Consider the following 22,939-nt stretch of genomic DNA (forward strand, 5'->3'; position numbering starts at 1 on the left):
CGGCGCAAGGGGGGCAGAGGGTTTGACGAATTACGCCAGCTTCTTGGCCGTTGGAGCGACCAAGGGTTTTGGAGCGGTCCGCAGTACGGGCAGATCAGGGGCCGTACTGCCTTCAATGGCCTTGAGGAAGGAGCGCACCAGCAGACTTTCGCTGCGCTCCCTCATGCAATAGACATAGGTGGTGGTGCTGGCCGGGTCGCCGGCAATGCGCACCGGCCGAAAGCGCGGGTCGGCAATGAATTCGGCTTCGGACACGGCGCCGATGCCCAGGCCGCGCGCAACGGCCTCGCGTATGGCTTCGCGGCTGCCGATCTCCAGCTGGGTGCGGGGCTTCACACCGGCTGCCTGCAGTGCTTTCTCGATAGCGGTGCGCGTGGTCGAGCCTTGCTCACGAAGCAAGAGCGGCAGGCCGTGCAGCTCGCCCAGCTCGACCTGTTCGCGCCTTGCCAGCGGGTGATCGACATGGGCAAACAGGATGATGGCGTGGCGCGCATATTCGCGCGCCAGCAGCTCGGGCCTGTCATAGAGACCGGCCAGCACCGCCACATCGGTGGTGTAGTTCTCCAGATCGTGCAGCACCTGCTGCGAGTTGCCCATGCGAATCGACAGCTTCATGCCGGGGTGGCGGGCGCTGTAGGCCGCCACCATCTCGATCACATGAAACGGCCCCACGGCGCCGATCTTGAGCTCGCCCCGGTTGAGCTGGCCCGAGTCGCGCAGAAAGAACTCGGTTTCGGCCTCCAGCGCGAGCAGCTTCTGTGCCAGCGTCATGAGCTTGTGGCCGGCGCCGGTGAGCGTCATGCGATAGCCCTGGCGATGGAAGAGCTCGATCTGGCTTTGCCGCTCCAGCGTGGCGATCTGGCTGGAAACCGTGGGCTGGCTCAGGCCCAAAGCGCGGGCGGCGGCGCTCAGGCTGCCTTGCTGGGCCACGGCGATAAAGGCTCGGTAGCGGGCGGTGCTCATGCAGGTTTCATCTCAAGGTTTGATCTATGGAAGCTGTCAAAACTGATTCTGAAACCTTCACATGACAGTCATATGTCGTCCCTAATATTTGCGTCAACGCACTGCAATGACGGTGCGACGGCAGCCCGGAAAAGCTGCACTTCACACGCACATGCAAAGGATGAATTCCGTGACGATGACCCGCAAAACATGGCTCAAAGCCGCAGTCGCCAGCCTGACCCTGGCCGCCACCACCGGCGTCATGGCGCAGCAACCCACCGAGTTGCGCGTGGGCCTGATCCCTTCCGAAGACGCCCAGGCCATGATGCGCGCCAGCCAGCAGGTGATGGACCAGCTGGCCGCCAAGACCGGCCTGAAGATCAAGCCCTTTGTGGCCAATGACTACAACGGCGTGATCGAGGCCATGCGCTCGGGCAAGATCGACGTGGCCTATTTCGGCCCCTTCTCCTATGTGCTGGCCAGCCAGTTGGCGAATGCAGAGGCATTCGCCATTCCCGTGGCCAAGAAGTCGGGCAAGAGCTCGTACAACAGCATCATCATCAGCAAAAAGGACAAGGGCCTGGGCACCGTGCCCCAGTTGCAGGGCAAGACCTTTGCCTTTGTCGATCCCAGCTCGGCATCGGGTCATCTGTTTCCCAAGGCCGGCCTCAAGGGCGAGGGCATCGATACCGACAAGTATTTCTCCCGCGTAATTTTCTCGGGCTCGCACGACGCCAGCATCATGGCTGTGGCCAACGGCAAGGTGGATGCGGCGGCCGTGGCCGATCCCATCTTCCAGACGGCAGTGGCCAAGGGCCATGTGAAGGCCGAGGATTTCCAGGTTATCTGGCGCTCCAAGGACATCCCTGAGTCGCCCATGGCCTGGCGCAAGAACCTCGACGAAGCCACCAAGAAGAAGGTGGCTGCGGCACTGGCCGAGATCAAGGGCCTGCCCTGGGGCGACCGTGGCGAGCTCAATGGTTTTGCGCCCACCAACGATCAGGCCTATGACGTGGTGCGCCAGACCGCCAAGGCGCTGAATCTGGACCTCGGGAAGATGAAATGATCAGCATCCGCAATCTGCGCAAAAGCTATGGCAGCAACCATGTGCTGCATGGCATAGACATGGATGTGAAGGCCGGCGAGTTCGTGGTCATGCTGGGCCTGTCGGGTGCCGGCAAGTCCACCTTGCTGCGCTGCATGAACGGGCTGAACCAGCCCGACAGCGGCCAACTGCAGGTGGGCGGCATCGATCTGATGCGCAGGCACTCGCGCCGCGAGCTGGCCCGCCATGTGGCCATGGTCTTCCAGCACCACAACCTGGTGCAGCGCCTGTCGGTGCGCAAGAACGTGCTCACGGGGCGGCTGGGTCAGGTCGGCACGCTGGCCTCGGTGCTGCAGCTGTTCAAGCAAAGCGATATCGCACTGGCCGATGCATGCCTGCAGCGTGTGGGCCTGGCCCACAAGGCCGATGAGCGCACCGAAGCGCTCTCGGGCGGGCAGATGCAGCGCGTGGGCATTGCCCGTGCGCTGGCCCAGCAGCCGCAGCTGATTCTGGCCGACGAGCCCGTGGCCAGCCTGGATCCCAAGACCGCGCGCAGCGTGCTGCAGTATCTGCGCGATGCCACGCGCGAGCTCGGCATTGCCGTGGTCTGCAATCTGCACCAGGTTGATTACGCCCGGGAGTTTGGCGATCGCATCGTCGGCCTGTCGCAAGGGCGCATGGTGTTTGACGGCGTACCGGCGATGTTGGACGAGGCTGCGCTCAACGCCATCTACAGCGGCGAGCCTCAGCCCGCCGGACATACCGCAGAGCAGGGCGGCGTGCTGCATGTCAGCAGCACCGCAGTCGGCAACTGGCTGCCCGGGGCGATGTCGCCAGCCACTGCCGCAGGAGGTCTGCAATGAACAGCCAGAGCTTGAAGCACACGCCAGATCACTGGCAATGGACGGCCGCGCGTCCGCAAGGCAAGGGCGGCTGGTTGGGCTATGCAGCGCTGGCCCTGATCATTGCCTGGGTGCTGCAATGGAGCGCTGCGGGCGCGCAGATGAGCTGGAGCGAGCTGGCGGGCGGCATGCCGCAGATTGGCGACTTCCTCTCGCGCTCGGTGCCGCCCGACTGGAGCATGCTGCCGCGCCTGTGGGCACCGGCGCTGGAGACGATACAGATCGCCATCTGGGGTACTTTGCTCAGCGTGATTCTGGCGCTGCCGCTGTCCTTTGTCGCGGCCGGCAATCTGCACGGCTGGCATTGGCTGCGTCGCATCACGCGCCAGTTTCTCAATGTGATCCGCAGCATCAACGAGCTGATTCTGGCGCTGGTATTTGTCTCGGCCGTGGGCCTGGGCCCCTTCCCCGGCGTGCTGGCCCTGGCCCTGCACGGCATGGGCATGCTGGCCAAGTTCTTTGCCGAAGCCATCGAGGAAATCGACGACGGCCCGCTGCAGGCCTTGCGCAGCGCCGGTGCCAGCCAGCTGCAGATCATCGCCTTTGGCGTGGTGCCCCAGGTCATCACCGCCTGGATTGCCGTGGTGCTCTACCGCTTCGAAGTCAATCTGCGCTCTGCCACCGTGCTGGGCATGGTCGGAGCGGGCGGTCTGGGATTCGAGCTGGTCAGCAGCCTCAAGCTGTTCCGCTACCAGGAGACTGCGACCTGCATCATCGTCATCACGGTGATGGTGATTGCAGCCGACATGGCATCGAACTGGCTGCGCAGCCGCATACAGCAAGGCACTCGCCACTGATTCCGCTGCGGTGCCGGTGTGCGCCGCAGTGCTTGAACCATCAAAAACATGAGCTATCAGCGCTTGGTACATAAGCGTCAAGGGCCGATTTTGCTCAAAAAACGTCAAAAAGGCTTTCTCGTGTGGACCTATCACAACCCCGTGCATATCAGCGTGGGTCGCAACAGTCTCGATCAACTGCCGGCCCTGCTGGCCGGGCGCAGCTGCCTGCTGGTCACTTTCCCCGAGGCTGAAAGCCTGGGCCTGGTGCAGCGCATGCGCCAGCTGCTGGGAGCGCAGCTTCGCGGCGTGATCGACAGTATTGCCCCCAATCCCGATGTGCAGTGGCTGGCGCCGCTGTACGAGCAGGTGCAGCGTGACCATGCCGAGGTGCCCGTGATCGTGGCCCTGGGGGGCGGCAGCGCCATCGACTCGGCCAAGGCCTTGATCTGTCATACGCCCGGTGGCCGTTTTGCCGATCTGCGGGCGTTGCTCAAGCAGGGCGGCCAGTTGGGGGCGGGAGGGCACAAGGCCCTGATCGCCATCCCCACCACTGCCGGCACGGGCAGCGAAGTCACGCCCTGGGCCACGATCTGGGATCAGGCCGCCGGCCAGAAGTATTCGCTGCACCAGTCCTGCACCTGGCCCGAGGCCGCGGTCATCGATGCCGAGCTGATGACCAGCCTGCCGGCCGGCGCCACGCTGGCCTCGGGGCTGGATGCGTTGTCGCATGCGCTGGAATCCATCTGGAATGTGAACCGCAACCCGGTCTCCATGGCGCTGGCCGTGCAGTCGGCGCGCCGCACGCTGGCCACGCTGCCCGCGCTGATGCAGGATCTGGATAACCCACAGCTGCGCAGCGAGATGGCCGAGGCGGCGCTGATGGCCGGCCTGGCTTTTTCCAACACCAAGACTGCGCTCGCACATTCGCTGTCCTACGACATCACGCTGCAGCATGGCGTGCCGCATGGCCTGGCCTGCTCGTTCAGCCTGCCCCTGGTGCTGGAGATGGCGCTGGGCGCGGATGCGGTGGCCGATGCCGCCTTGCTCTCCATCTTCGATGCCGGCACGCCTGCTGTGGCCGTCGAGCGTCTGCGCTGCGTTCTGCAAGGGCTGGGCGTTGCCACCGATCCGGCCCACTATGGCGTGCAGCCAGGCGCCTGGAGCGCCATGGTGCAAAAAGCCGCTAGCGGCCCGCGCGGTCGCAACTTCATTCGCTCTCTGAGCTGAGTCGCGCAAGGTCGACACCTTTGTGCTTTCCATTCTGTTGAAGTCACCACTGAAAAAATCATGAACTCCATCGCTCAAGCCGAAACCCTGGTCCTGTCCCAGCCCTCTGCCGACCTGTCACCGCTCCAAGCCGTCATCTTCGACTGGGCCGGCACGCTGGTGGATTTTGGTTCGCTCGCACCCACGCAAATCTTTGTCGAAGCCTTTGCCAGCTTCGGCATCAGCATCAGCCTGGCCCAGGCGCGCGGGCCCATGGGCCTGTCCAAATGGGACCATATCCACCAGTTGCTGCAGGATGAAAGCATTGCTGCGCAGTGGCAGAGCGCTTTTGGCCGGACGCCGACCAACGAGGATGTGGATGCCATCTACGCGCGCTTCATGCCGCTGCAGATTGCCAAGGTGGGCGAGTTCTCGGCCCCCATAGCAGGCGCTGTGCAGACGCTGCAATGGCTGCGCGACCATGGTCTCAAGGTCGGCTCCTGCTCGGGCTACCCGCGCGAGGTGCTCAACCAGTTGCTGCCGCAGGCCGAGGGCGCAGGCCTCAAGCCCGACTATGTGGTGGCCGGCGATGAGCTCGAAGCCGGCGGCCGCCCCGGCCCCTTCATGGCACTGGCCAATGTGCTGGCGCTGGGCATTGGCGATGTGCGTGCCTGCGTGAAGGTGGATGACACCGTGCCCGGCATCGAGGAAGGTCTGCGCGCAGGCATGTGGACCGTGGGCCTGAGCCTGTCGGGCAACGAGGTCGGCTATAGCGTGGAGGAGTTTGCCAGGGCGCCCGAGCAAGAGGTCGAGGCCCGTGTCGCCGTGGCCGAAGCCAAGCTCAAAAAGGCCGGAGCCCATTACGTGGTGCGCAGCGTGGCCGATCTGCCGGCCGTGCTGGCGCAGATCGCGGCCCAGATGCGTGCCGGAAAAATGCCGTTCTAGGGCGCGATTCGGAAGCTCGCAGATCCGGTTGCGAGCCCGGCCCTGAACAGCCAAGCCCCAGGCCTGACGGCTCGGGGCTTTTTTTCTGCGGTTTGGGCTCAGCCTGCGGGCGTCTGCGCCTCGGGGTCGAGCTGCTCGTGATGCTCGATGACCTTGCGCATCAGCTGTGTGAAGAGCTCGCGTTCGGCCTCGCTCAGCGGGTCCAGCATCTGCTGCTGGGCTTGCAGCACGGAGGGGCCGGCGTCGGCAAGCAGGGCTTCGCCCTCGGGCGTCAGGGATAGCAGACGCACGCGGCGATCCTTGGCCGTGTGCTGGCGCAACAACAGACCACGTGCTTCCAGCCGGTCGATCACGCCGCCGATGGTGGATTTGTCAAAGCCCACTTCCATGCTCAGCGTGCGCTGGTCTATGCCCGGCAGATGCACCAGTTTTTGTAGCACGGCAAATTGCAGCGGCGTCACGCCCCAGGCTTCGGTGGCCTGGCTGAACACGGCCACGGCCACCTGTTGCAGGCGGCGTATGCCGTGGCCGGGAAAGGTTTCCACCTCCAGGCGTGGAAAGACAGGGTGGCTGCTGGCGCTGTCTGAGGCAACGTTTGGCAGTGCAGAGTTAATCATGGTTTTCCCTAGGTGGGGTTGGCATTTCAAGTTTCGAATAATACGATGCATGCATTTGGTATGCATACATACTATTTGTGTGCGGACTGATTGGGCAGACACTGGCGTCTGCGCACTTGAAGAACTTGAGGCCTCCATGCAGTTTCATTTGAACGGTTTTCGTCCTGGCAACCCCTTGATCGCTCCAGCTTCGCCGCTGGCCCCTGCCCATACCGAGACCGTGCCCTCGCAGGTCGATGTGCTGATCGTGGGCTGCGGGCCTGCCGGCTTGACGCTGGCCGCGCAGCTGGCGGCCTTCCCCGATATCCGCACCTGCATCGTGGAACAAAAGGAAGGCCCGATGGAGCTGGGCCAGGCCGACGGCATTGCCTGCCGCACCATGGAAATGTTCGAGGCCTTCGAGTTTGCCGACTCCATCCTCAAGGAGGCCTGCTGGATCAACGACGTCACCTTCTGGAAGCCCGATCCTGCCCAGCCCGGCCGGATCGCCCGCCATGGCCGCGTGCAGGATACGGAAGACGGTCTGTCCGAGTTTCCTCACGTCATCCTGAACCAGGCGCGCGTGCACGACCACTATCTGGAGCGCATGCGCAACTCGCCCAGCCGCCTGGAGCCGCACTACGCACGCCGCGTGCTGGATGTGAAGGTCGACCACGGTGCAGCGGACTATCCGGTCACCGTGACGCTGGAGCGCTGCGACGCGGCCCATGCCGGTCAGATCGAAACCGTGCAGGCCCGCTATGTGGTGGGCTGCGACGGCGCGCGCAGCAATGTGCGCCGGGCCATCGGCCGCCAGCTGGTCGGCGACTCGGCCAACCAGGCCTGGGGCGTGATGGATGTGCTGGCCGTGACGGACTTCCCCGATGTGCGTTACAAGGTGGCCATTCAGTCCGAGCAGGGCAATGTGCTCATCATCCCGCGCGAAGGCGGTCATCTGGTGCGCTTTTATGTGGAGATGGACAAGCTCGATGCCGACGAGCGCGTTGCCAGCCGCAACATCACGGTGGAGCAACTGATAGCAACTGCCCAGCGCGTGCTCCATCCCTACAAGCTTGACGTCAAGAATGTGCCCTGGTGGTCGGTGTACGAGATCGGCCAGCGCATCTGCGCCAAATATGACGATGTGACCGATGCCGTGGCCACACCGGACTCGCCCCTGCCGCACGTCTTCATCGCCGGCGATGCCTGCCACACCCACAGCCCCAAGGCCGGCCAGGGCATGAATTTCTCCATGCAGGACAGCTTCAACCTGGGCTGGAAGCTGGCCGCCGTGCTGCGCAAGCAATGTGCGCCCGAGCTGCTGCACACCTATTCGTCCGAGCGCCAGGTCGTGGCCCAGCAACTGATCGACTTCGACCGCGAATGGGCCAAGATGTTCAGCGACCCGGCCAAGGAAGGCGGTCAGGGCGGTGTGGACCCCAAGGAATTCCAGAAGTATTTCGAGCAGCACGGCCGCTTCACGGCCGGCGTGGGCACGCACTATGCGCCCTCGCTGCTGACCGGGCAGGCCACGCATCAGGCACTGGCCAGCGGCTTCACCGTGGGCATGCGCTTCCATTCCGCGCCGGTGGTGCGCGTCTCCGATGCCAAGCCCGTGCAGCTGGGTCACTGCGGCAAGGCCGATGGCCGCTGGCGCCTGTATGCGTTTGCAGGGCAGAACGACCTGGCGCAGCCCGAATCCGGCCTGCTGGCGCTGTGCCGCTTCCTGGAGAGCGATGCGGCATCGCCGCTGCGCCGCTTCACGCAGGCCGGCCAGGATATCGACAGCATCTTCGATCTGCGTGCCATCTTCCCGCAGGCCTATACCGAGGTGGCGCTGGAGACCTTGCCGGCCCTGTTGCTGCCGTCCAAGGGCCAGCTGGGAATGATCGACTATGAAAAAGTGTTCAGCCCCGATCTGAAGAATGCCGGTCAGGACATCTTCGAGCTGCGCGGCATCGACCGCGAGCAGGGCGCTCTGGTGGTGGTGCGTCCCGACCAGTATGTGGCCCAGGTTCTGCCTCTGGGCGACCACGCTGCACTGAGCGCCTATTTCGAGTCTTTCATGCGAGCCTGAGAGCCCGTGACCTAAGGACTGCTGATCAGCATCAACACCTGGAAGGTGTTTCAGGGAGGGCATGGCCCTCCCTTTTTTGCGCCCGGGGCAGAGAGAGCGGGCGCTGCTTGCTACGATGTTTGCTTGTGCTCAAGAGGAGAAGACATGCTGTTGATCGTGGGTACCGTGCGTTTGCCATCCGAAAACCTGGCGCTTGCCCGGCCCGCCATGCGTGCCATGGTCGATGCATCCCGCGCCGAGCCCGGCTGTCTCGAGTACGGCTATGCCGAGGATGTGCTGGTGCCGGGGCTGATCCATGTGAAGGAGCTGTGGGTGGATCAGGCAGCGCTGGATGCACATTTCGCCTCCGCGCATATCCAGGCCTGGCGTGCCGCCTGGCCGACTCTGGGAATCGGGCAGCGGGATCTGCGGCTCTACGAGGTCCAGGCGTCACGCGCCACCTGAGCTGCGGCAGAGGCAGAGGCAGAGGCAGAGGCAGAGGCAGAGGCAGAGGCAGAGGCAGAGGCTTGCATGAAGATGCTTGGCGTGAGAGCGCCTAGTTTGAAGCCTGCTGCAGCCTGATGATGTCCACCGATATTTCCACTGCCGTCACGGCGCAACGGTTTTCAAGCCAGTGCGTGGTGTTCCTGTCTTCGGGCCAGCCCACGCCCGGGCCGTAGTCGGTGGCCACGCCATCTCTGTGGTCGGTGATGCAACCTTCGAGGATGTAGACCATGCCGGGTCGGTCCCTGTGGTCGTGAAGCGGGCCGAACACGCCGCCCGGCGCCATGGTCACCAGGCGCATGCGAAGCTGGCGCCCCGACATGCCTTCGATCTCGGGGCCCAGGTCGAGCGTGGCCAGCATTTGCACGGCCACCCCCCTGGTCTGGGGGACTTGCTGTTGCTTGGACATTCTTTGCTCCTTCGCGCCTCGTCATGGCCGTTGAAGCGAACCTGTCTTCGCTCAGGCCGGTTGCCAAAAGTGTGATCTCTTGCTGGCGCACAGGAAAGCCAAACCCATGTCATTGGCGTGGCGCCCGGCTGCACAAGCAGGCCCGGACAGGCTGTCCCGGACAGGCCGGGCAGAGCGGATCTTGTCCCCGGGGCTGTCTCTGCCGGGCGATTCCCCGACAATGCGCGAATGACTTCCCAAGAACAACCGCGCAACCCGCTGCATGGGCTGACGCTTGAGCGCATCGTTACCGATCTGGTTGATTACTACGGCTGGAGCGAGCTGGGGCGCCGGGTGCCCGTGCGCTGCTTCAACCTGGATCCCAGCATCTCTTCGAGCCTGAAATTTCTGCGCAAGACGCCCTGGGCGCGCGAACAGGTGGAGCAGCTGTATGTACAGACCCAGCGTGCCGATGAGCTCGAGCAGCAGCGGCGCGCGAGAAGATCGGAGCGCTCCGAGGACTGATCCGGCGCCGGACCGCATCAAGAAGACACCGCCGTCAGGCGGCTTTTGCCCGTGTGGGGTGACAGCTATGGCTGGGTAGTCTCGGCCGCGCGAACCCGTTCCAAAGAATCAGGCGCCCAGTTGCTGCGCATGGTGGCGCAGATGGTCGTCGACAAAGCTCTGAATGAAATAGTAGCCATGGTCGTAGCCCGCATGCCGGCGCAGCGTGAGCGGTTGGCCAGCCTTGGCGCAGGCGGCTTCGAAGGCCTCGGGCAGCAGTTGCTTTTCGATCAGGAACTTGTCGGCCAGGCCCTGGTCGACGAGGATGCCTGCGGGGTAGGGTGCTGCGGTCTGCGCGCTCATGAGCTCGCTGGCGTCATGCCTGGCCCATTCGGCCTTGTCTTCGCCCAGATAGCCGCTGAAAGCCTTGTGGCCCCAGGGACAGTTGAGCGGGTTGGCAATCGGCGCAAAGGCCGAGACCGACCTGAACCGGCCCGGGTGGCGCAGCGCCAGGGTCAGCGCGCCGTGGCCGCCCATGCTGTGGCCGAAGATGCCCAGACGCTGCAGGTTCACGGGCAGCTTGCTGCCGACCAGGGGTAGCAGGTCATTGAGGATGTAGCTCTCCATGCGCCAGTGCAGCGCCCAGGGCCGGGTGGTCGCGTCCAGGTAAAAACCGGCGCCCACGCCAAAGTCCCAACTGTCGGCCTCGCCCGCCAGACCCGCGCCGCGCGGGCTGGTATCGGGGCAGATCAGGGCGATATTGAGTTCGGAGGCCATGCGCTGGGCGCCGGCCTTGATCATGAAGGTTTCCTCGGTACAGGTCAGACCCGCCAGATAGAGCAGGGCCGGCACCTTCTCGCCCATCACGGCCTTGGGTGGCAGATAGACCGAGAACTTCATGGCGAGGCCGATCTCGGAACTATGGTGTTCGTAATAGCGCTGGGCGCCGCCAAAGCAGGCGTGGGCGTTCTTGAGTTCCATGGCAGTCACTCCTAAAAGAAAAGCTGCTTGCGCTCGTTAATCAAGCGTTTGCAGCTGTTTTATATATAAATATGAATCAAAGCATGCGCAAGCAGCTATGAAATTAAAAGCGCTGGGTGGTTCTTCAAAACTAGCGCGGCCCATTGATGAGACACCGAGGAAGCGCCGCCGCGCACCGAGGATGTCGTCCCCCTTCCGCGAAGTGAGAAAGGGGGAAGGCGCAGGGCCGCCCAGGCAAAGCGCCTCAGGGAGTTACGAAGCGTCGGCGTAGTTGACCACCGAGCGAATCGACTTGCCTTCGTGCATCAGCTCGAAGGCTTCGTTGATGTGCTTCAGGCCCATGGTGTGGGTCACGAAGGGTTCGAGCTGAATCTTGCCGGCCATGGCATCTTCCACCATGCCGGGCAGCTCGCTGCGGCCCTTGACGCCGCCAAAGGCCGTACCCAGCCACTTGCGGCCGGTCACCAGCTGGAAGGGGCGGGTCTTGATCTCCTGACCGGCACCGGCCACGCCGATGATGACCGACTGGCCCCAGCCGCGGTGGGCGCATTCCAGCGCCGCGCGCATCACCTCCACATTGCCGATGCATTCGAAGCTGTGGTCCACGCCCCAGCCCGTCATCTCGACGATCACTTGCTGGATGGGCTTGTCGAAGTCCTTGGGGTTCACGCAGTCGGTGGCGCCGAAGGTCTTGGCCAGGTCGAACTTGCCGGGGTTGGTGTCGACGGCGATGATGCGGCCGGCCTTGGCCAGCTTGGCGCCCTGGATCACGGCCAGGCCGATGCCGCCCAGGCCGAACACGGCCACGGTGTCGCCTTCCTGCACCTTGGCAGTGTTCTTGACTGCGCCCAGGCCAGTGGTCACGCCGCAGCCCAAGAGGCAGACCTGCTCGGGGTTGGCATCAGGGTTGACCTTGGCCAGCGAGACGGCAGCAACCACGGTGTATTCGCTGAAGGTCGAGCAGCCCATGTAGTGATAGATGGGCTCGCCCTTGTAGCTGAAGCGCGTCGTGCCGTCGGGCATCACGCCCTTGCCCTGGGTGGCGCGCACGGCCACGCACAGATTGGTCTTGCCGCTCTTGCAGAACAGACATTCGCCGCATTCGGCGGTGTACAGCGGAATCACATGATCGCCGGGCTGGACGCTGGTCACGCCTTCGCCCACTTCCACCACGATGCCCGCGCCTTCGTGACCCAGCACGGCGGGGAAGATGCCTTCGGGGTCGTCACCGCTCAGGGTGAAGGCGTCGGTGTGACAGACGCCGGTATGGGTGATCTTGACCAGCACCTCGCCAGCCTTGGGCGGCGCGACGTCGATCTCGACGATTTGCAGGGGTTCTCCGGCTTTGAAGGCTACGGCGGCGCGGGATTTCATGGGCAGGTCTTTCTTGGAAGGCTGAGGATGCGGTGGCTGCCCGGGGCAGGGCCAAGGCCTGACTGGGCGCACCGGTTGTGAAGTGTGAATGTAGGCGATCCCGTCGCCCTATGGAAATTCGTGGCCGCAGATGGCGGCTCTTTGGCCGAATGTCACACGGTTCGCGGGATCGTCTTCCGTCGGCTGGCGATGCCATGAATCCTGATCGGCCGCTTTGCACTCCGGCTGAGGCCGCCATCATAGGGACGGCATGGCCAGCATCCATCCTGCCGCTGCAGGGCTCTTGAACATCATCAGCAACTTGACCGCGTTCTTGCTGGCGGTTCGGGCTGCATGCGTCGCAGCATTGATCGGGGAGGATCTGGTCGTTACATCCGAGTCGGATCATCGCGGGCAGCACAGAGTATTGGTGCGCCTAGCGTCTCCAGCTCAATCCTCATTCGGTATCAGCGTCCCCCACACCGGCAGGTGTGCGCCTGGTGGTGCCGGGCCGTCATAGGCCGGCTGCACCTCAATGGCGGGCTTGCCCTCCTGGCAATCGATGAAGCCCCATTGACTGGGACGGTAGCGCGCCTCGGGGCCGTCGGGGGCGCCGACCAGAAACTCGGCCTGAATGTCATAGTCGATCAAGGGCACATGCAGGCTGGCGATATCGCCCTTGCGGCATTCCAGATAGGAGCGCTTCGGGTCGACCACCCAGGCGCCATAACCCGGGTTGACGTCGGGATCGAAGTGGAACACCGGACCGAGGCGCTGGTCGCGGGCAAGCTCCAATGCGCCGTTGTCGATGGCGCTGACCCAGGCACCTGCGATTTGCACCGGTTGCGTAAAGCGCGCCGCACTCAGTCCTCGCAGGCCAAGCGGTCGCTGGCGCTCGCCGTTGTCAAAGGCGTCGTAGCGGTTGATCAAGGTGCCTTTGGGGAATAGCTGCTCGCCATAGCGGAAGTCCTCGGGCAGCACAAAGCGCTGTCGGCTTTCGCGATAGTGGGCCCGCAGTGTCACGGCCTCTTCAATCTGTACCAGCTTGCGCGCCAGCACCAGGCCCCAGAGATCGCCGGCCAGGGCCAATATCGCCACCACCACGACGGGCCAGTGCCAGAACGGCGGGCGCTCGGAGGCGGGCGTGTGCCTATGGCGCAGCCACCAGAACAGCCCGCGCAGCAGCAGCCACAGGCTCAGGCCGGCTGCCACCAGGGGGGCGAGCAGCAGCAACAGCATGGGCAGGGTAAAAAGAGGTCCGGGAATCATGGGTGGAAAAAGGGCAGAAGCCCCGGACTTTAGCAGTGGATGCGACTGCCTGCACTAGCTGCCGAGAGGGCTTGCGTATAGTCGAGGCTCGTGCGCTGCAAGTGCCTGCAGCGCTGGTTGTATATGCTTGAACTGCTCTGATTTTTGTATGGAACACCATCACGCTGGCGCCCACCGCGTCGATCTGGTTGTCTACCCCGGCTTCAAGGCGCTGGAGGCCATAGGCCCCATGTCCGTGTTTGACTATGCCAATGTGCATTTGCGGCACAAAGGCCTGCCTGACGGATATGTGGTGCGGGTGGTGGCGTCACAGGCCGGTCTGGTGCCCTCGGACACCTTGATGGGCTTGCAGGCCAGCCATACCCTGGCGCAGGTCGAGGCCGAGGGCACGGGGTGCACGGTGCTGCTGGTGGGTGCGCGCCATATCGAGCAGGTGCTGGCGGCTTCGCCAGAGCTGGTGGACTGGGTGGCGCGAGTGGCTCCCGGGGTCGGGCGCATGATCGCGCTGTGCAGCGGCAGTTTTTTTCTGGCAGCAGCCGGTTTGCTCAATGATCGCCGCGCGGCCACGCACTGGAGTGTGGCCGGGGCGCTTGCCCAGCGTTATCCGCGGGTGCAGGTGGATGCCGATGCGATCTATGTGTGCGACGAAATCAAGGACAGCGACGGCATGCGTCAGCTCTGGACTTCGGCCGGTGTCACTGCCGGCATTGATCTGGCGCTGGCGGTGGTGGAGCATGATTTCGGCCATGCGCTGGCACTGCAGGTGGCACGCGACCTGGTCATGTATCTCAAACGTCCCGGCGGCCAGTCTCAGTTCAGCGTATCCCTGGCCGCACAGGCCACGCAGCACAGCGCAGTGCAGGCTGCTCAGCAGTGGGTGCTGGAGCACCTGGACCAGCCCATGCCGCTGGCGCTGCTGGCGGGCAAGGCAGCGATGAGCGAGCGCAATTTTCGCCGCGTCTTTCAGCAGGAGACCGGCTGCAGTCCCAGCAGCTTTGTGGAAAACGCTCGCCTGGAGCGGGCCAAGCAGCTGCTGGAGAATCTGGGCTCTGTGCCCCTCAAGACCGTGGCCGCCAAGGTCGGGTTGGGCTCGGAGCAGGCGCTGCGACATCTGTTCGTGCGCAAGCTGGGTATCACACCTGTGGCTTACCGGGAGCGGTTCGGAGACTGATGGGCTTGCGGCATCCTGTCGGAAGCCGCCGGTTTTCGGTCAGCCGATCAGAACAGAGGGCTCTTGAAGAAATCGAGAGCGGCCTTGGCTGCAGCAAAATTGCGCTCGATCTGCGCCTGTTGCTCATCGTGGTTCGCGGTCTCGACGGCAGGTTCGGCGGCGGACTTGGCCCTCTTTGGCGCTGCAGTTCTTTTCCTGTCTAGGCAGGGGGCATCCGAGCGGGATGCGGGTGCCAGGGCTGGAGCCTTGGGTGCGAGCAACCGGGTCAGGTCCAGCTCGGGATTGAGCTGCCACAGGCAGGACACATAGGTCGCCATGGCCACGGCCGGGTCGCCGCGCTCTATGCGTGCCATGGTGGGCTGGGAAATACCCAGCCGCTCTGCCCACTGCGTCTGTGTTTCGCCCCGACTCTTGCGCAGGGCCACTATGTGCTGGGCCAGCTGCGTTATCTGCAAAAGAATGGCGGGCGGAAACTCTGCGGGACTGGTGTTCTGGCGAGGCATATGCCAATGGTAGGCAGATTTGGGGAGTGCTCAGGGCAAACAGGGCGCTCTTTGCATTGAGCCAGCAGTTTTCTTGACTGTCCTACGAAGCGGCCAGATCAAGTCTGCAAGCATGGACGGCGATGGATCGTCAACACGGTCTTGGAGTTGCTCATGAAGTTTGTTCACTGGCTCTACACCCTGACTCATTCGCTGATTGCCCTGCTGTTCGGCCTGGCGGCGTTGTGCCTGATCTGGATGGCCGTCACCAAGGCCTGGGCCGTGATTGCAGCCGGCCTGGAGCCGGAGGCCACGCTGCATGTGGTGGAGGCGCTGGGCATTCTGGCCTCAGGCGTGGTGGCTCTGCAGATTTCCCAGACCGTGATTGAAGAAGAGGTGGTGCGCGACGCCCATATCAGCGGCCCGACAAGAGTGCGTCGCTTTCTCTCACGCTTTATGGTGGTGCTGGTGGTCGCCCTGGCCGTCGAGGGATTGGTTGCCACCTTCAAGGCCCAGGAGCAGCCCGAGAAGCTGCTGTATTCCGCCGCCTTGGTTATTGCCGTCGGCATGCTCATGGTCGGCTGGGGGGTGTTTGTTCACCTGAATCGTTCGGCGGAGGAACTGGAGCCCGAGGCCATGGAGGAGGCCAAGAGCGAGGACCGCAAGGTCAGCAACGACCACTGACTCAGGACTCAGGTCGGTAGTCGATACAGCGTCCCGTTGAATGCCACGGCGCCGCTGCCATGCAGCGCATCGAGCTGCGTCAGCACCAGCTCGCGTACCGGCGCGGTGACAGCGCTCAGGCCCAGCAGCCGGGCCACAGCAGCGGGCAGTTCCTCGCGCTGGCCGCCCAGGCTGCTCCTGAGGGCCAGGGCAATCGCTGCACGGATCTCGGCTGGCGGCAGGCAATCGATGCGGCGCAGATTGGCCGAGCCGACCTCTGCGCGATTGCGTACCCGCACCGCTCGTCCCGGCAGGTCGAGAAACTCCCCTTCTGCGGCCAGTGCCTCATCGGCCAGCAGCGATTGGCGTGCCTGCTCCAGCGCATCGCGCACGCGGCTGCCGGCGCGTTGCAGGCCCCAAAGCGTACGCATGCGGGTGACCAGTTCGTCGAAATGAATCGGTCCTTCCAGCTCCACTGCCTGGTGCATCAGCTGGGCCAGCTTTGCGGTGGATTGGTTGTGCAGTTCTCCGGCGGGAACGGCAAAGCGGGCTTCCTGATAGAGGCTGTCGTCAGGGCCTGCGGCCGATTCCGTCTCGGCGCTTTCGGCATCGGACCGTGCTGCGCGTTCTATGACTTCTGTGGCTGTCTGTGACTGATGGGTGGGCATTAGCGGCTGAACTGGTTCGGCCTGCTTGCGCTGCCTGGCAGCTTCGACGGCGGCCAGGACACGCTCGGTCTGGGCACGCGGCTGGCGGAACCAGTCGCAGCCCCAGATGCGCAGCAGCGTCCAGCCCTGGCTCTCCAGCACGGACTGGCGCAGGCGGTCACGGTCGCGCGCAGAGCGGCTGTGGTGATAGCTCATGCCGTCGCACTCAATGCCCAGCAGATAGCGCCCCGGCTGTTCTGGATCGACCACGGCCAGATCGATGAAAAAGCCCGCAATGCCGATCTGAGTCTGCACCTGCAGACCCTGGGCCGTCAGCGCTTCGTACACATCTTCTTCGAGCGGCGACTCCAGATCGCGTCCGCTGATGCCGGCCAGGGCCAACTGACCGGTGGCCGCGTATTGCAGGAATACCTTGAGCGCGGCCACGCCCTTGCCCTTGCCGCGTTCCAGGTCGATATCGTCGGCGGTGATGGATGAAAACACCTCACAGCGCTGCTTGGCACGCGAGATCAGCACGTTCAGCCGGCGCTCGCCTCCATCGGCACTCACAGGGCCGAAGCGCATGGGCAGATAGCCCTGCGCGTTGCGCGCATAGGCCACCGAGATGAAGATCACATCGCGCTCGTCGCCCTGCACGTTTTCCAGGTTCTTGATGAAGAAGGGTTCGTTGGGATGGGCCACAAAAAAGGACTCTGCCTCGGGCTGCTGGCGACGCAGCAGTTCCAGCTCGTCCTGGATGGCGACTTTTTGCTGCAGCGAGAAAGCGGCCACGCCCAGGCTGAGCTGCGGCGACTGCTGTGCGTGTTGCATGATGGCGCGTGCAATGGTCTGGGCCTCGATGCGGTTGATGCGGCTGGCGCCGCTGTCAAAGCGGCCTTCGGGCAGATGGTGAAAGCGCAGCCCCATGCCCGAGCGGGCCGTGTAGGGGCTGGGCACGACGTAAAGGCTGCTGTTGTAGAACTGCTGGTTGGACACCGCAATCAGCGACTGGTGGCGGCTGCGGTAATGCCAGCGCAGCATGAGCTGGGGCATGCCCTTGGCTAGGCACAGGCTCAGAATGCTCTCCACATCGGCAGCTCCGGCGATGAGCTGGTCTTCGTCCTCGTCGTCGAACTCGTCCTGCTCGCTGGTCATGCGCGAGAAAAAACGCGTGGGCGGCAGCTGGCGGTCGTCGCCCACCACCACCAGCTGCTTGCAGCGGGCGATGGCGCCCAGCGCATCCACGGGCTCGATCTGGCTGGCTTCGTCAATCACCAGCAGATCGAACTCGACCGCACCAGGCTCCAGAAACTGGGCCACGGACAGCGGGCTCATCATGAACACGGGCTTGATGGCCTGGACGGCTTCGCCTGCGAGCTTGAACAGCTTGCGCAGCGGCATATGGCCGCGCTTGCGCGCAATCTCGCCATTGAGCACGCCAAGCGGGCCCATGCCGGATGCGCTGCGTGGCACCTGCTCGTAATGCGAGAGTGCCGACTGGGCGCGCGCGAGTTCGATGCGCTCCAGATCCAGCGCCCGGAACTGGCGCACCTTCTGGCTGTGCTGATCGCCGTTGAAAGCGACCAGCTCGGGGTGAGCCTGAGTGGCCTGACGCAGCAGCGCTTCGTAATAAGCGCGTTCGAGGATGGCGGGCAGGGCTCCTTGTGCAATGGATTCATTCTCGAGCTGCTGCACCAGGACGGCCATGCCGGCCGCACGCGCCTGCTCACGGGTGGCGTGGTACGAGGTCCAGTCCAGCAAGGCGTTGGGCTCGGCGACCCATTGTGCAAGGCGCTCGCCAAAGTCGGCCAGCGGGATGCGGGCCAGATCGGCGGCGCCAAAGGCTTCCTGTGTCTCGAGCCGGTAGCCGTCCAGCAAGCTTTGCGCAGCATCCTCGAATGCCTGCAGCGATGCACTGGCCCGGACGGCCAGGTCCGCGCAATGTGCGGGCGATGGCAGCTGGGCATACAGCTGGCGAAAGGCGGCACTGCGGCCCTGTCCGTCGGGGCCGGCCATCCAGCCCAGCACGGCCTGCAGTTGCGCCCAGTCGCTTTGCTCGCCCAGCCACAGGCTGCCAAAGGCATCTGCCCCCAGGGACTGCTGCTGGCCCAGGTTCTGGCGCAGTTGCTGGGCTTCGATCAGGCTGTCGAGCAGGTTCAGACGCTCTGCCCGTGAGCTCGGTAATGTCGTTTTCAGCTGGCCCTTGAGGTTGGCAATCGCCGCGCGGTAGCCGCTGTTGAAAATGCGAAACAGCGAATCGCCATGTGCTGCGATGCTCTGGCGTGGGGCATTCCAGTCCGCCGTCCAGGCGGATTCGGCAAAGCTGCCGCGCAGGCTCTGCGCTTGCAGGCTGAACTGGGCGCCGCATTCGACCAGCTTGTGCAGCTGGCCCAGGCCCTGATCCCAGATGCTGTTGGCGACGGCCTGCCGGTCTATGGACGGGGCACTGGCGAGCTGCTGCGCCAGCGTGATCTGCTCATGCAGAGACTGCAGAGTCTGTGCCGCCGGCGCGCTCAGGGATTGCGCCAGCAGCTCAGCATCCTGCTGCAACCGGGCCAGCATTGCTTGCAGCGTCGGCAGTTGCTGGGCGAAGCGTTGCGCATCCAGCTTGAGCAGCGCCGGATGGCATACGCCGCGCCACGGGTGCCCGGCCACCGGGCTCACCTTGGATGCCGCCTGGCGCAGTGCTTCGACAATCTGCTGGCGTGAATGAAAGTCCTCGGGTGACCAGTTCTGTGCGCCTTGCAGCAGATCGGGCAGATGCGCGATCTGCACCGTATCCAGCCGCGCCAGCCGCCCCAGGATCTGGTAGGGCGTGAGTGTGCAGGGCGCCAGCGCCTGATGCATGGTCTGGCTGTGCGCGTTGAGCTGCTGCTGCACGTTGCTCAGCTCATGGATGATTTGCTCGCGGTGCTCCACACGCGGCTTGCCCAGATCGCGCGTGGCCTTGAGTTCCTCCAGCACCTTGCGCTTGTTGGCATGGTGGCTGTGCAGTTCCAGACAGGCAGGCCCAAGGCCCACGGATTTGAGGCGGCGGTTGACCACCTCAAGCGCCGCCATCTTCTCTGAGATGAACAGCACTTTCTTGCCGTCGGCAATCGCCGCTGCAATCACGTTGGTGATGGTCTGGGACTTGCCCGTGCCCGGCGGGCCTTGAATGACCAGGTTCTCGCCGCGGCGCACGGCTTCGATGGCCAGTGACTGCGAGCTGTCCGCATCGACCACATGGCGCTGGCTGTCGACGGGGATCAGTTGGTCCACATTGGCGTCTTCGGGGAACAGATGTTCGCGTGCCTCGAAGCCGTCCTGCAGCGCGGCAGCAATCAGCGCCTGCTGGTCCAGCCGCTTTTCCGGCGGCCAGGTCGCAGTGTCCAGATCGCGGTACATCAGGAACTTGGCAAAGCTGAAGAAGCCCAGCGTCATGGCGTCGGGCAACACTTGCCAGCCGGGCTGGGCTGCAGCCATGGCGGCGACCGCGGCCAGATAGGCGCGGGGGGCGAAGTCGTCGCCGGCATTGAATTCGGGCAGCTCCAGGCCAAAGTCGGCCTTGAGCTTGGCCGCCAGCGACAGGTTCTCCGCCGCGTCTTCCTGCAACCAGGACAGGGTGAAGCGCTCGGCCGCGCTTTTGCGCTCCAGTGCTACGGGCAGCAGAATCAGCGGCGCAAAACGCGGCTTGTCGGGAGCATTGCGGTCGAACCATTGCAGCTGACCCAGCGCCAGAAACAAGATGTTGACGCCCTGTTCCTCGATGAAGGTGCGGGCATCGGAATACATGTCCAGTAGCCGGCGCTGCAGCTTCTCGCTGGACAGGCGCGTCTGCAATTTCAGGTCACGATGGCGCTGGGCCACACCGCGCGCATCGAGCTGTTCGTCGACGCTTTCTTCGGGCTGGGGCAGGGCGAGGGTGGTCTGTGTCTCCTGGGCCTCTGCAGGGTCTGCGGCTGCTTGCTCCTCCTCGGCCTTTGCCGGCGCAAAGCTCATGGCTTTGCTTTCGCCCGCCAGCAGGCGATAGACCTCGTCCGTGCGTTCATCCGCAAAATGCAGCACGCGTGCCGTGGCGGCCTGAGGCAGGCTCAGCAGCCGGTTGCGTGTGGATAGGTCCAGCAGCGCCTGGCGGCTTTTTTCGAGCTGGCGGGTGATGAGGGCGGAATTCGAGTCTGCGTGCATGGGGCATCAAAAAGCACAGTGAGCTGGCACTTTAGCGTGCTCTCTGGTGCTGCCAACGCTGATTGGCAATGTATGCACTGCGGTTCCGTACCCGTTTTACAAATTGATCACAGTTTCCAGCCGAACTCGAGCGCAATGAAAGCCGAGCATTGGCCGCAGATCTTTGGTGCAGCGCGGACCGTAACGCTGTAACGCTCACCCTGCCAGCGCACCAGGGCTCCGGCGGCTGCCATGACGGGGCGTGTGTAGTTGGTGCGCAAGCCGGCATAAACGCCAGAGTGCAGATTGCCAAAAGTCAGCGGCGTGTACTCGCCTATGGCGTAGGTGCTCCAGCGGTCGATACTGTTGCGATAGAAGCCGGCCTGCACGGAGAAATTGCTGGAAAACTCTCGTCTGATACCCAGGCCCAGGTTTTCCTCGTTCCATGTTTTGCCACGTTTCCGTTCGCTGAAATGGTGGCTGACCGTGTGCAGATTGATATGCCATGCGCCCGCAGCCTGGCTGACCTGGGCAGACTGATTGACCTCGACGGGCTGAGTGGTCTCGGCAGACTGATTGGCTTCGTCGGCCTGGACTGCGGAGCAGGCAATGACGATGGTCAACCCTGCCAGTGTTTTCAACGATTTCATTGCCGTTCCCCCCTGCATCGCTTCACAGACGCATGCAGACAGGTCAGTGACATCCTTGGCTCGCGTTCGCAGTGCTGCCAAGGGACCTGGCTTACCAATTTTTATTTAAAAAATTCATGTAAACCATGTTTCCTAATGTCTATGACTATCGGTGTGGTGGATGTAAGAATAGTTCTTATCTATTGGTGATTGAATTTCAATTGGGTTTATGGAAATTTGGAGATTTCGCTGTCGAAAAAGCGGCAGGAAGAGGGAGCGGCTGCGTCCGGCCAGGTTGAAGGCGGTCTCTGTCAGACGCAAAAAAGGCCGCAAGGGCGGCCTTTTTGATGAGCTGAGGCGAGGGAGTCCTCGGCCTTGCGCGGCAGCTTAATCGGCTGGCTGCTGCTTTGCGGCTGCAGCTGCGGCGCGCATCTTGTCCTTCTTGCTGGGTCTGCGGCCCTTGATGCCGCCGTTGCCGTCTTGCGCGACCGGCGGTGGCGGTAGGGCTTCGGTAGGCTCGAAGCCCTGGATTTGCTCCAGATCGATCTCCAGCTGATTGCGCTTGCAGATCAGCTTCCAGTGTGCGGTGTCGGCGGGGCTTACAAAAGTGATGGCGCAACCAGCATGCCCTGCACGACCCGTGCGGCCAATTCTATGAATATAGTCGGCGGGCGAGCGGGGCAGGTCGTAGTTGATGACCGTGGGCAGCTGTGCGATATCGATACCGCGCGCGGCCAGGTCGGTGGTGATGAGCAGTTGCCAGCGCTTGGCCTTGAACTGGTCGAGCACGTCCTTGCGCGCACCCTGGCTCATATCGCCGTGGAAGGTGGTGGCGTAGATGCCAGCCTTGTAGAGCTTGTCGGCCAGCATTTCGGCGGTGTGGCGCTTGGCGACAAAGACCAGGGCTCGTTCCCATTCGGGCTGGTTCTCGCCTTGCTTGACGAGCTGGCGCAGCAGCTGGGTGCGGCGGGTGCCGTCCACGGCAATGGCGCGCTGGCTGATGTTCTCGGGGCTGGTCGAATGCTCGGCGGCCTGGTCGGCATCGACCTGCACCCGAACGGGGTCGTGCAGCAGGCGGGTGGCCAGCGCCTCCACGTTCTGCGGGAAGGTGGCCGAGAACAGCATGGTTTGGCGTTTGGCGGGCAGCAGGGCCAGCACGCGGTTGAGTTCTTCGGCAAAGCCCTGGTCCAGCAGGCGATCCGCCTCGTCCAGAACCAGATGCTGCACTGCGTTCAGGCGCACGGCATTGTGCTCCACCAGATCCAGCAGGCGGCCCGGCGTGGCGACCAGAAAGTCGGCGCTGCCACGCAGCTGCATCATCTGCGGGTTGATGGAGACACCGCCATAGACCACGCGGCTGCGTGGTTGCTCACGCAGTTGGCGCGTGATGTCGCTCAGGCTTTCATGAACCTGCAGGGCCAGCTCGCGCGTGGGCACCAGAATCAAGGTGGCCAGCGGCCGCACAAAGCCGGTGTGGCCGCGCTTTTGCGCCAGCCAGGCCTGCAGCAGGGGCAGCAGATAGGCCATGGTCTTGCCCGAGCCCGTGGGCGCGCAGGCCCAGAGATCGCGTCCGGCCAGCACGGCGGGGATGGCCTCGGTCTGAATCGGCGTCGCGTCGCGCAGACCCAGATCGAGTGTGGCATCCAGAAGCTCGGCGCGCAGGCCTAGGGGGGCAAAAGACATAGAAGAATCAATAGCGGTGTGCAGGAGGCGCATTGTGCGGGAATTGCC

General features: G+C 63.8%; 20 protein-coding genes. 10 read left to right on the top strand and 10 right to left on the bottom strand.

Annotated features, from left to right (window positions below; all coding sequences use genetic code 11):
• Positions 1 to 30 precede the first annotated feature (30 nt).
• Complete coding sequence (locus CSE6_RS17835) at positions 31 to 963, bottom strand: LysR substrate-binding domain-containing protein (RefSeq protein ID WP_059441141.1); 933 nt, start codon at positions 961 to 963, stop codon at positions 31 to 33.
• 175 nt (positions 964 to 1,138) lie between these two features.
• Between CSE6_RS17835 and phnD the strand changes: the two genes are divergently transcribed.
• The 5 genes from phnD to phnX all read left to right on the top strand — a co-directional run bounded on the left by phnD (position 1,139) and on the right by phnX (position 5,819).
• On the top strand, positions 1,139 to 2,008 hold the full coding sequence (phnD, locus tag CSE6_RS17840; protein ID WP_082085702.1) for a phosphonate ABC transporter substrate-binding protein: 870 nt from the start codon (positions 1,139 to 1,141) through the stop codon (positions 2,006 to 2,008).
• Positions 2,005 to 2,850: a phosphonate ABC transporter ATP-binding protein gene (phnC, locus tag CSE6_RS17845; RefSeq protein WP_059441142.1), complete on the top strand. Its 846-nt coding sequence runs from the start codon at positions 2,005 to 2,007 to the stop codon at positions 2,848 to 2,850. Before phnD ends, phnC begins: the two co-directional genes overlap by 4 nt.
• Complete coding sequence (phnE, locus tag CSE6_RS17850) at positions 2,847 to 3,686, top strand: phosphonate ABC transporter, permease protein PhnE (protein WP_059441143.1); 840 nt, start codon at positions 2,847 to 2,849, stop codon at positions 3,684 to 3,686. The genes phnC and phnE overlap by 4 nt, the downstream gene beginning before the upstream one ends.
• Positions 3,687 to 3,806: 120 nt before the next feature.
• A complete protein-coding gene (gene psrA, locus CSE6_RS17855; RefSeq protein WP_059441179.1) occupies positions 3,807 to 4,895 on the top strand; it encodes an iron-containing alcohol dehydrogenase PsrA in 1,089 nt (362 codons plus the stop codon).
• Positions 4,896 to 4,955: 60 nt separating this feature from the next.
• Positions 4,956 to 5,819, top strand: a complete 864-nt coding sequence (phnX, locus tag CSE6_RS17860) for a phosphonoacetaldehyde hydrolase (RefSeq protein WP_034392285.1) — start codon at positions 4,956 to 4,958, stop codon at positions 5,817 to 5,819.
• A gap of 98 nt (positions 5,820 to 5,917) precedes the next feature.
• On the opposite strand, the gene CSE6_RS17865 is transcribed toward phnX, so the two are convergent.
• Complete coding sequence (locus tag CSE6_RS17865; RefSeq protein WP_034356884.1) at positions 5,918 to 6,436, bottom strand: MarR family winged helix-turn-helix transcriptional regulator; 519 nt, start codon at positions 6,434 to 6,436, stop codon at positions 5,918 to 5,920.
• Between the two features lie 136 nt (positions 6,437 to 6,572).
• On the opposite strand from CSE6_RS17865, the gene CSE6_RS17870 reads away from it, so the two are divergent.
• Both CSE6_RS17870 and CSE6_RS17875 read left to right on the top strand, forming a co-directional pair.
• Positions 6,573 to 8,492, top strand: coding sequence for an FAD-binding monooxygenase (locus CSE6_RS17870; protein ID WP_034392280.1), 1,920 nt, complete (start codon positions 6,573 to 6,575; stop codon positions 8,490 to 8,492).
• 144 nt (positions 8,493 to 8,636) lie between these two features.
• On the top strand, positions 8,637 to 8,936 hold the full coding sequence (locus CSE6_RS17875) for a putative quinol monooxygenase (RefSeq protein WP_034356878.1): 300 nt from the start codon (positions 8,637 to 8,639) through the stop codon (positions 8,934 to 8,936).
• Between the two features lie 91 nt (positions 8,937 to 9,027).
• Here CSE6_RS17875 and CSE6_RS17880 read toward each other — a convergent pair whose 3' ends face one another.
• Positions 9,028 to 9,384 carry a cupin domain-containing protein gene (locus CSE6_RS17880; protein WP_034356876.1) on the bottom strand — a complete coding sequence of 119 codons (357 nt, stop codon included), beginning with the start codon at positions 9,382 to 9,384 and terminating at the stop codon, positions 9,028 to 9,030.
• A gap of 228 nt (positions 9,385 to 9,612) precedes the next feature.
• On the opposite strand from CSE6_RS17880, the gene CSE6_RS17885 reads away from it, so the two are divergent.
• Positions 9,613 to 9,888 (top strand): VF530 family DNA-binding protein, encoded by a 276-nt coding sequence (locus tag CSE6_RS17885; RefSeq protein ID WP_045840395.1) that lies wholly within the window; start codon positions 9,613 to 9,615, stop codon positions 9,886 to 9,888.
• A gap of 108 nt (positions 9,889 to 9,996) precedes the next feature.
• On the opposite strand, the gene fghA is transcribed toward CSE6_RS17885, so the two are convergent.
• The 3 genes from fghA to CSE6_RS17900 all read right to left on the bottom strand — a co-directional run bounded on the left by fghA (position 9,997) and on the right by CSE6_RS17900 (position 13,470).
• A complete protein-coding gene (gene fghA, locus CSE6_RS17890) occupies positions 9,997 to 10,848 on the bottom strand; it encodes an S-formylglutathione hydrolase (RefSeq protein WP_059441144.1) in 852 nt (283 codons plus the stop codon).
• A 252-nt stretch (positions 10,849 to 11,100) separates the two neighbouring features.
• Positions 11,101 to 12,222, bottom strand: coding sequence for an S-(hydroxymethyl)glutathione dehydrogenase/class III alcohol dehydrogenase (locus CSE6_RS17895; protein WP_059441145.1), 1,122 nt, complete (start codon positions 12,220 to 12,222; stop codon positions 11,101 to 11,103).
• A gap of 429 nt (positions 12,223 to 12,651) precedes the next feature.
• On the bottom strand, positions 12,652 to 13,470 hold the full coding sequence (locus CSE6_RS17900) for a hypothetical protein (protein WP_224648538.1): 819 nt from the start codon (positions 13,468 to 13,470) through the stop codon (positions 12,652 to 12,654).
• A 148-nt stretch (positions 13,471 to 13,618) separates the two neighbouring features.
• Between CSE6_RS17900 and CSE6_RS17905 the strand changes: the two genes are divergently transcribed.
• Positions 13,619 to 14,641, top strand: a complete 1,023-nt coding sequence (locus CSE6_RS17905; protein ID WP_003063594.1) for a GlxA family transcriptional regulator — start codon at positions 13,619 to 13,621, stop codon at positions 14,639 to 14,641.
• 47 nt (positions 14,642 to 14,688) lie between these two features.
• Here the strand turns inward: CSE6_RS17905 and CSE6_RS17910 are convergent, their stop codons facing one another.
• Positions 14,689 to 15,144, bottom strand: coding sequence for a helix-turn-helix domain-containing protein (locus tag CSE6_RS17910; RefSeq protein WP_012839262.1), 456 nt, complete (start codon positions 15,142 to 15,144; stop codon positions 14,689 to 14,691).
• A gap of 153 nt (positions 15,145 to 15,297) precedes the next feature.
• Between CSE6_RS17910 and CSE6_RS17915 the strand changes: the two genes are divergently transcribed.
• Positions 15,298 to 15,807, top strand: coding sequence for a hypothetical protein (locus tag CSE6_RS17915; RefSeq protein WP_003063591.1), 510 nt, complete (start codon positions 15,298 to 15,300; stop codon positions 15,805 to 15,807).
• Positions 15,808 to 15,815: 8 nt separating this feature from the next.
• Here the strand turns inward: CSE6_RS17915 and CSE6_RS17920 are convergent, their stop codons facing one another.
• The 3 genes from CSE6_RS17920 to CSE6_RS17930 all read right to left on the bottom strand — a co-directional run bounded on the left by CSE6_RS17920 (position 15,816) and on the right by CSE6_RS17930 (position 22,891).
• Entirely contained in the window at positions 15,816 to 20,600 is a 4,785-nt protein-coding gene (locus CSE6_RS17920; RefSeq protein ID WP_059441146.1) for a DUF3320 domain-containing protein, read from the bottom strand.
• Positions 20,601 to 20,707: 107 nt separating this feature from the next.
• Positions 20,708 to 21,229, bottom strand: coding sequence for a hypothetical protein (locus CSE6_RS17925; protein WP_059441147.1), 522 nt, complete (start codon positions 21,227 to 21,229; stop codon positions 20,708 to 20,710).
• Between the two features lie 366 nt (positions 21,230 to 21,595).
• A complete protein-coding gene (locus CSE6_RS17930) occupies positions 21,596 to 22,891 on the bottom strand; it encodes a DEAD/DEAH box helicase (protein WP_059441148.1) in 1,296 nt (431 codons plus the stop codon).
• Positions 22,892 to 22,939 lie beyond the last annotated feature (48 nt).

Origin of the sequence: Comamonas sp. E6, assembly GCF_001010305.1 — a bacterium.
Taxonomy (GTDB): domain Bacteria; phylum Pseudomonadota; class Gammaproteobacteria; order Burkholderiales; family Burkholderiaceae_C; genus Comamonas; species Comamonas thiooxydans.

Excerpts from the sequence above, each read along its gene's own strand:
- CSE6_RS17835 (WP_059441141.1), bottom strand. The coding sequence starts at position 963 with ATGAGCACCGCCCGCTACCGAGCCTTTATCGCCGTGGCCCAGCAAGGC.
- phnD (WP_082085702.1), top strand. The coding sequence starts at position 1,139 with ATGACCCGCAAAACATGGCTCAAAGCCGCAGTCGCCAGCCTGACCCTG.
- phnC (WP_059441142.1), top strand. The coding sequence starts at position 2,005 with ATGATCAGCATCCGCAATCTGCGCAAAAGCTATGGCAGCAACCATGTG.
- phnE (WP_059441143.1), top strand. The coding sequence starts at position 2,847 with ATGAACAGCCAGAGCTTGAAGCACACGCCAGATCACTGGCAATGGACG.
- phnX (WP_034392285.1), top strand. The coding sequence starts at position 4,956 with ATGAACTCCATCGCTCAAGCCGAAACCCTGGTCCTGTCCCAGCCCTCT.
- CSE6_RS17865 (WP_034356884.1), bottom strand. The coding sequence starts at position 6,436 with ATGATTAACTCTGCACTGCCAAACGTTGCCTCAGACAGCGCCAGCAGC.
- CSE6_RS17870 (WP_034392280.1), top strand. The coding sequence starts at position 6,573 with ATGCAGTTTCATTTGAACGGTTTTCGTCCTGGCAACCCCTTGATCGCT.
- CSE6_RS17875 (WP_034356878.1), top strand. The coding sequence starts at position 8,637 with ATGCTGTTGATCGTGGGTACCGTGCGTTTGCCATCCGAAAACCTGGCG.
- CSE6_RS17880 (WP_034356876.1), bottom strand. The coding sequence starts at position 9,384 with ATGTCCAAGCAACAGCAAGTCCCCCAGACCAGGGGGGTGGCCGTGCAA.
- CSE6_RS17885 (WP_045840395.1), top strand. The coding sequence starts at position 9,613 with ATGACTTCCCAAGAACAACCGCGCAACCCGCTGCATGGGCTGACGCTT.
- fghA (WP_059441144.1), bottom strand. The coding sequence starts at position 10,848 with ATGGAACTCAAGAACGCCCACGCCTGCTTTGGCGGCGCCCAGCGCTAT.
- CSE6_RS17895 (WP_059441145.1), bottom strand. The coding sequence starts at position 12,222 with ATGAAATCCCGCGCCGCCGTAGCCTTCAAAGCCGGAGAACCCCTGCAA.
- CSE6_RS17900 (WP_224648538.1), bottom strand. The coding sequence starts at position 13,470 with ATGATTCCCGGACCTCTTTTTACCCTGCCCATGCTGTTGCTGCTGCTC.
- CSE6_RS17905 (WP_003063594.1), top strand. The coding sequence starts at position 13,619 with ATGGAACACCATCACGCTGGCGCCCACCGCGTCGATCTGGTTGTCTAC.
- CSE6_RS17910 (WP_012839262.1), bottom strand. The coding sequence starts at position 15,144 with ATGCCTCGCCAGAACACCAGTCCCGCAGAGTTTCCGCCCGCCATTCTT.
- CSE6_RS17915 (WP_003063591.1), top strand. The coding sequence starts at position 15,298 with ATGAAGTTTGTTCACTGGCTCTACACCCTGACTCATTCGCTGATTGCC.
- CSE6_RS17920 (WP_059441146.1), bottom strand. The coding sequence starts at position 20,600 with ATGCACGCAGACTCGAATTCCGCCCTCATCACCCGCCAGCTCGAAAAA.
- CSE6_RS17925 (WP_059441147.1), bottom strand. The coding sequence starts at position 21,229 with ATGAAATCGTTGAAAACACTGGCAGGGTTGACCATCGTCATTGCCTGC.
- CSE6_RS17930 (WP_059441148.1), bottom strand. The coding sequence starts at position 22,891 with ATGTCTTTTGCCCCCCTAGGCCTGCGCGCCGAGCTTCTGGATGCCACA.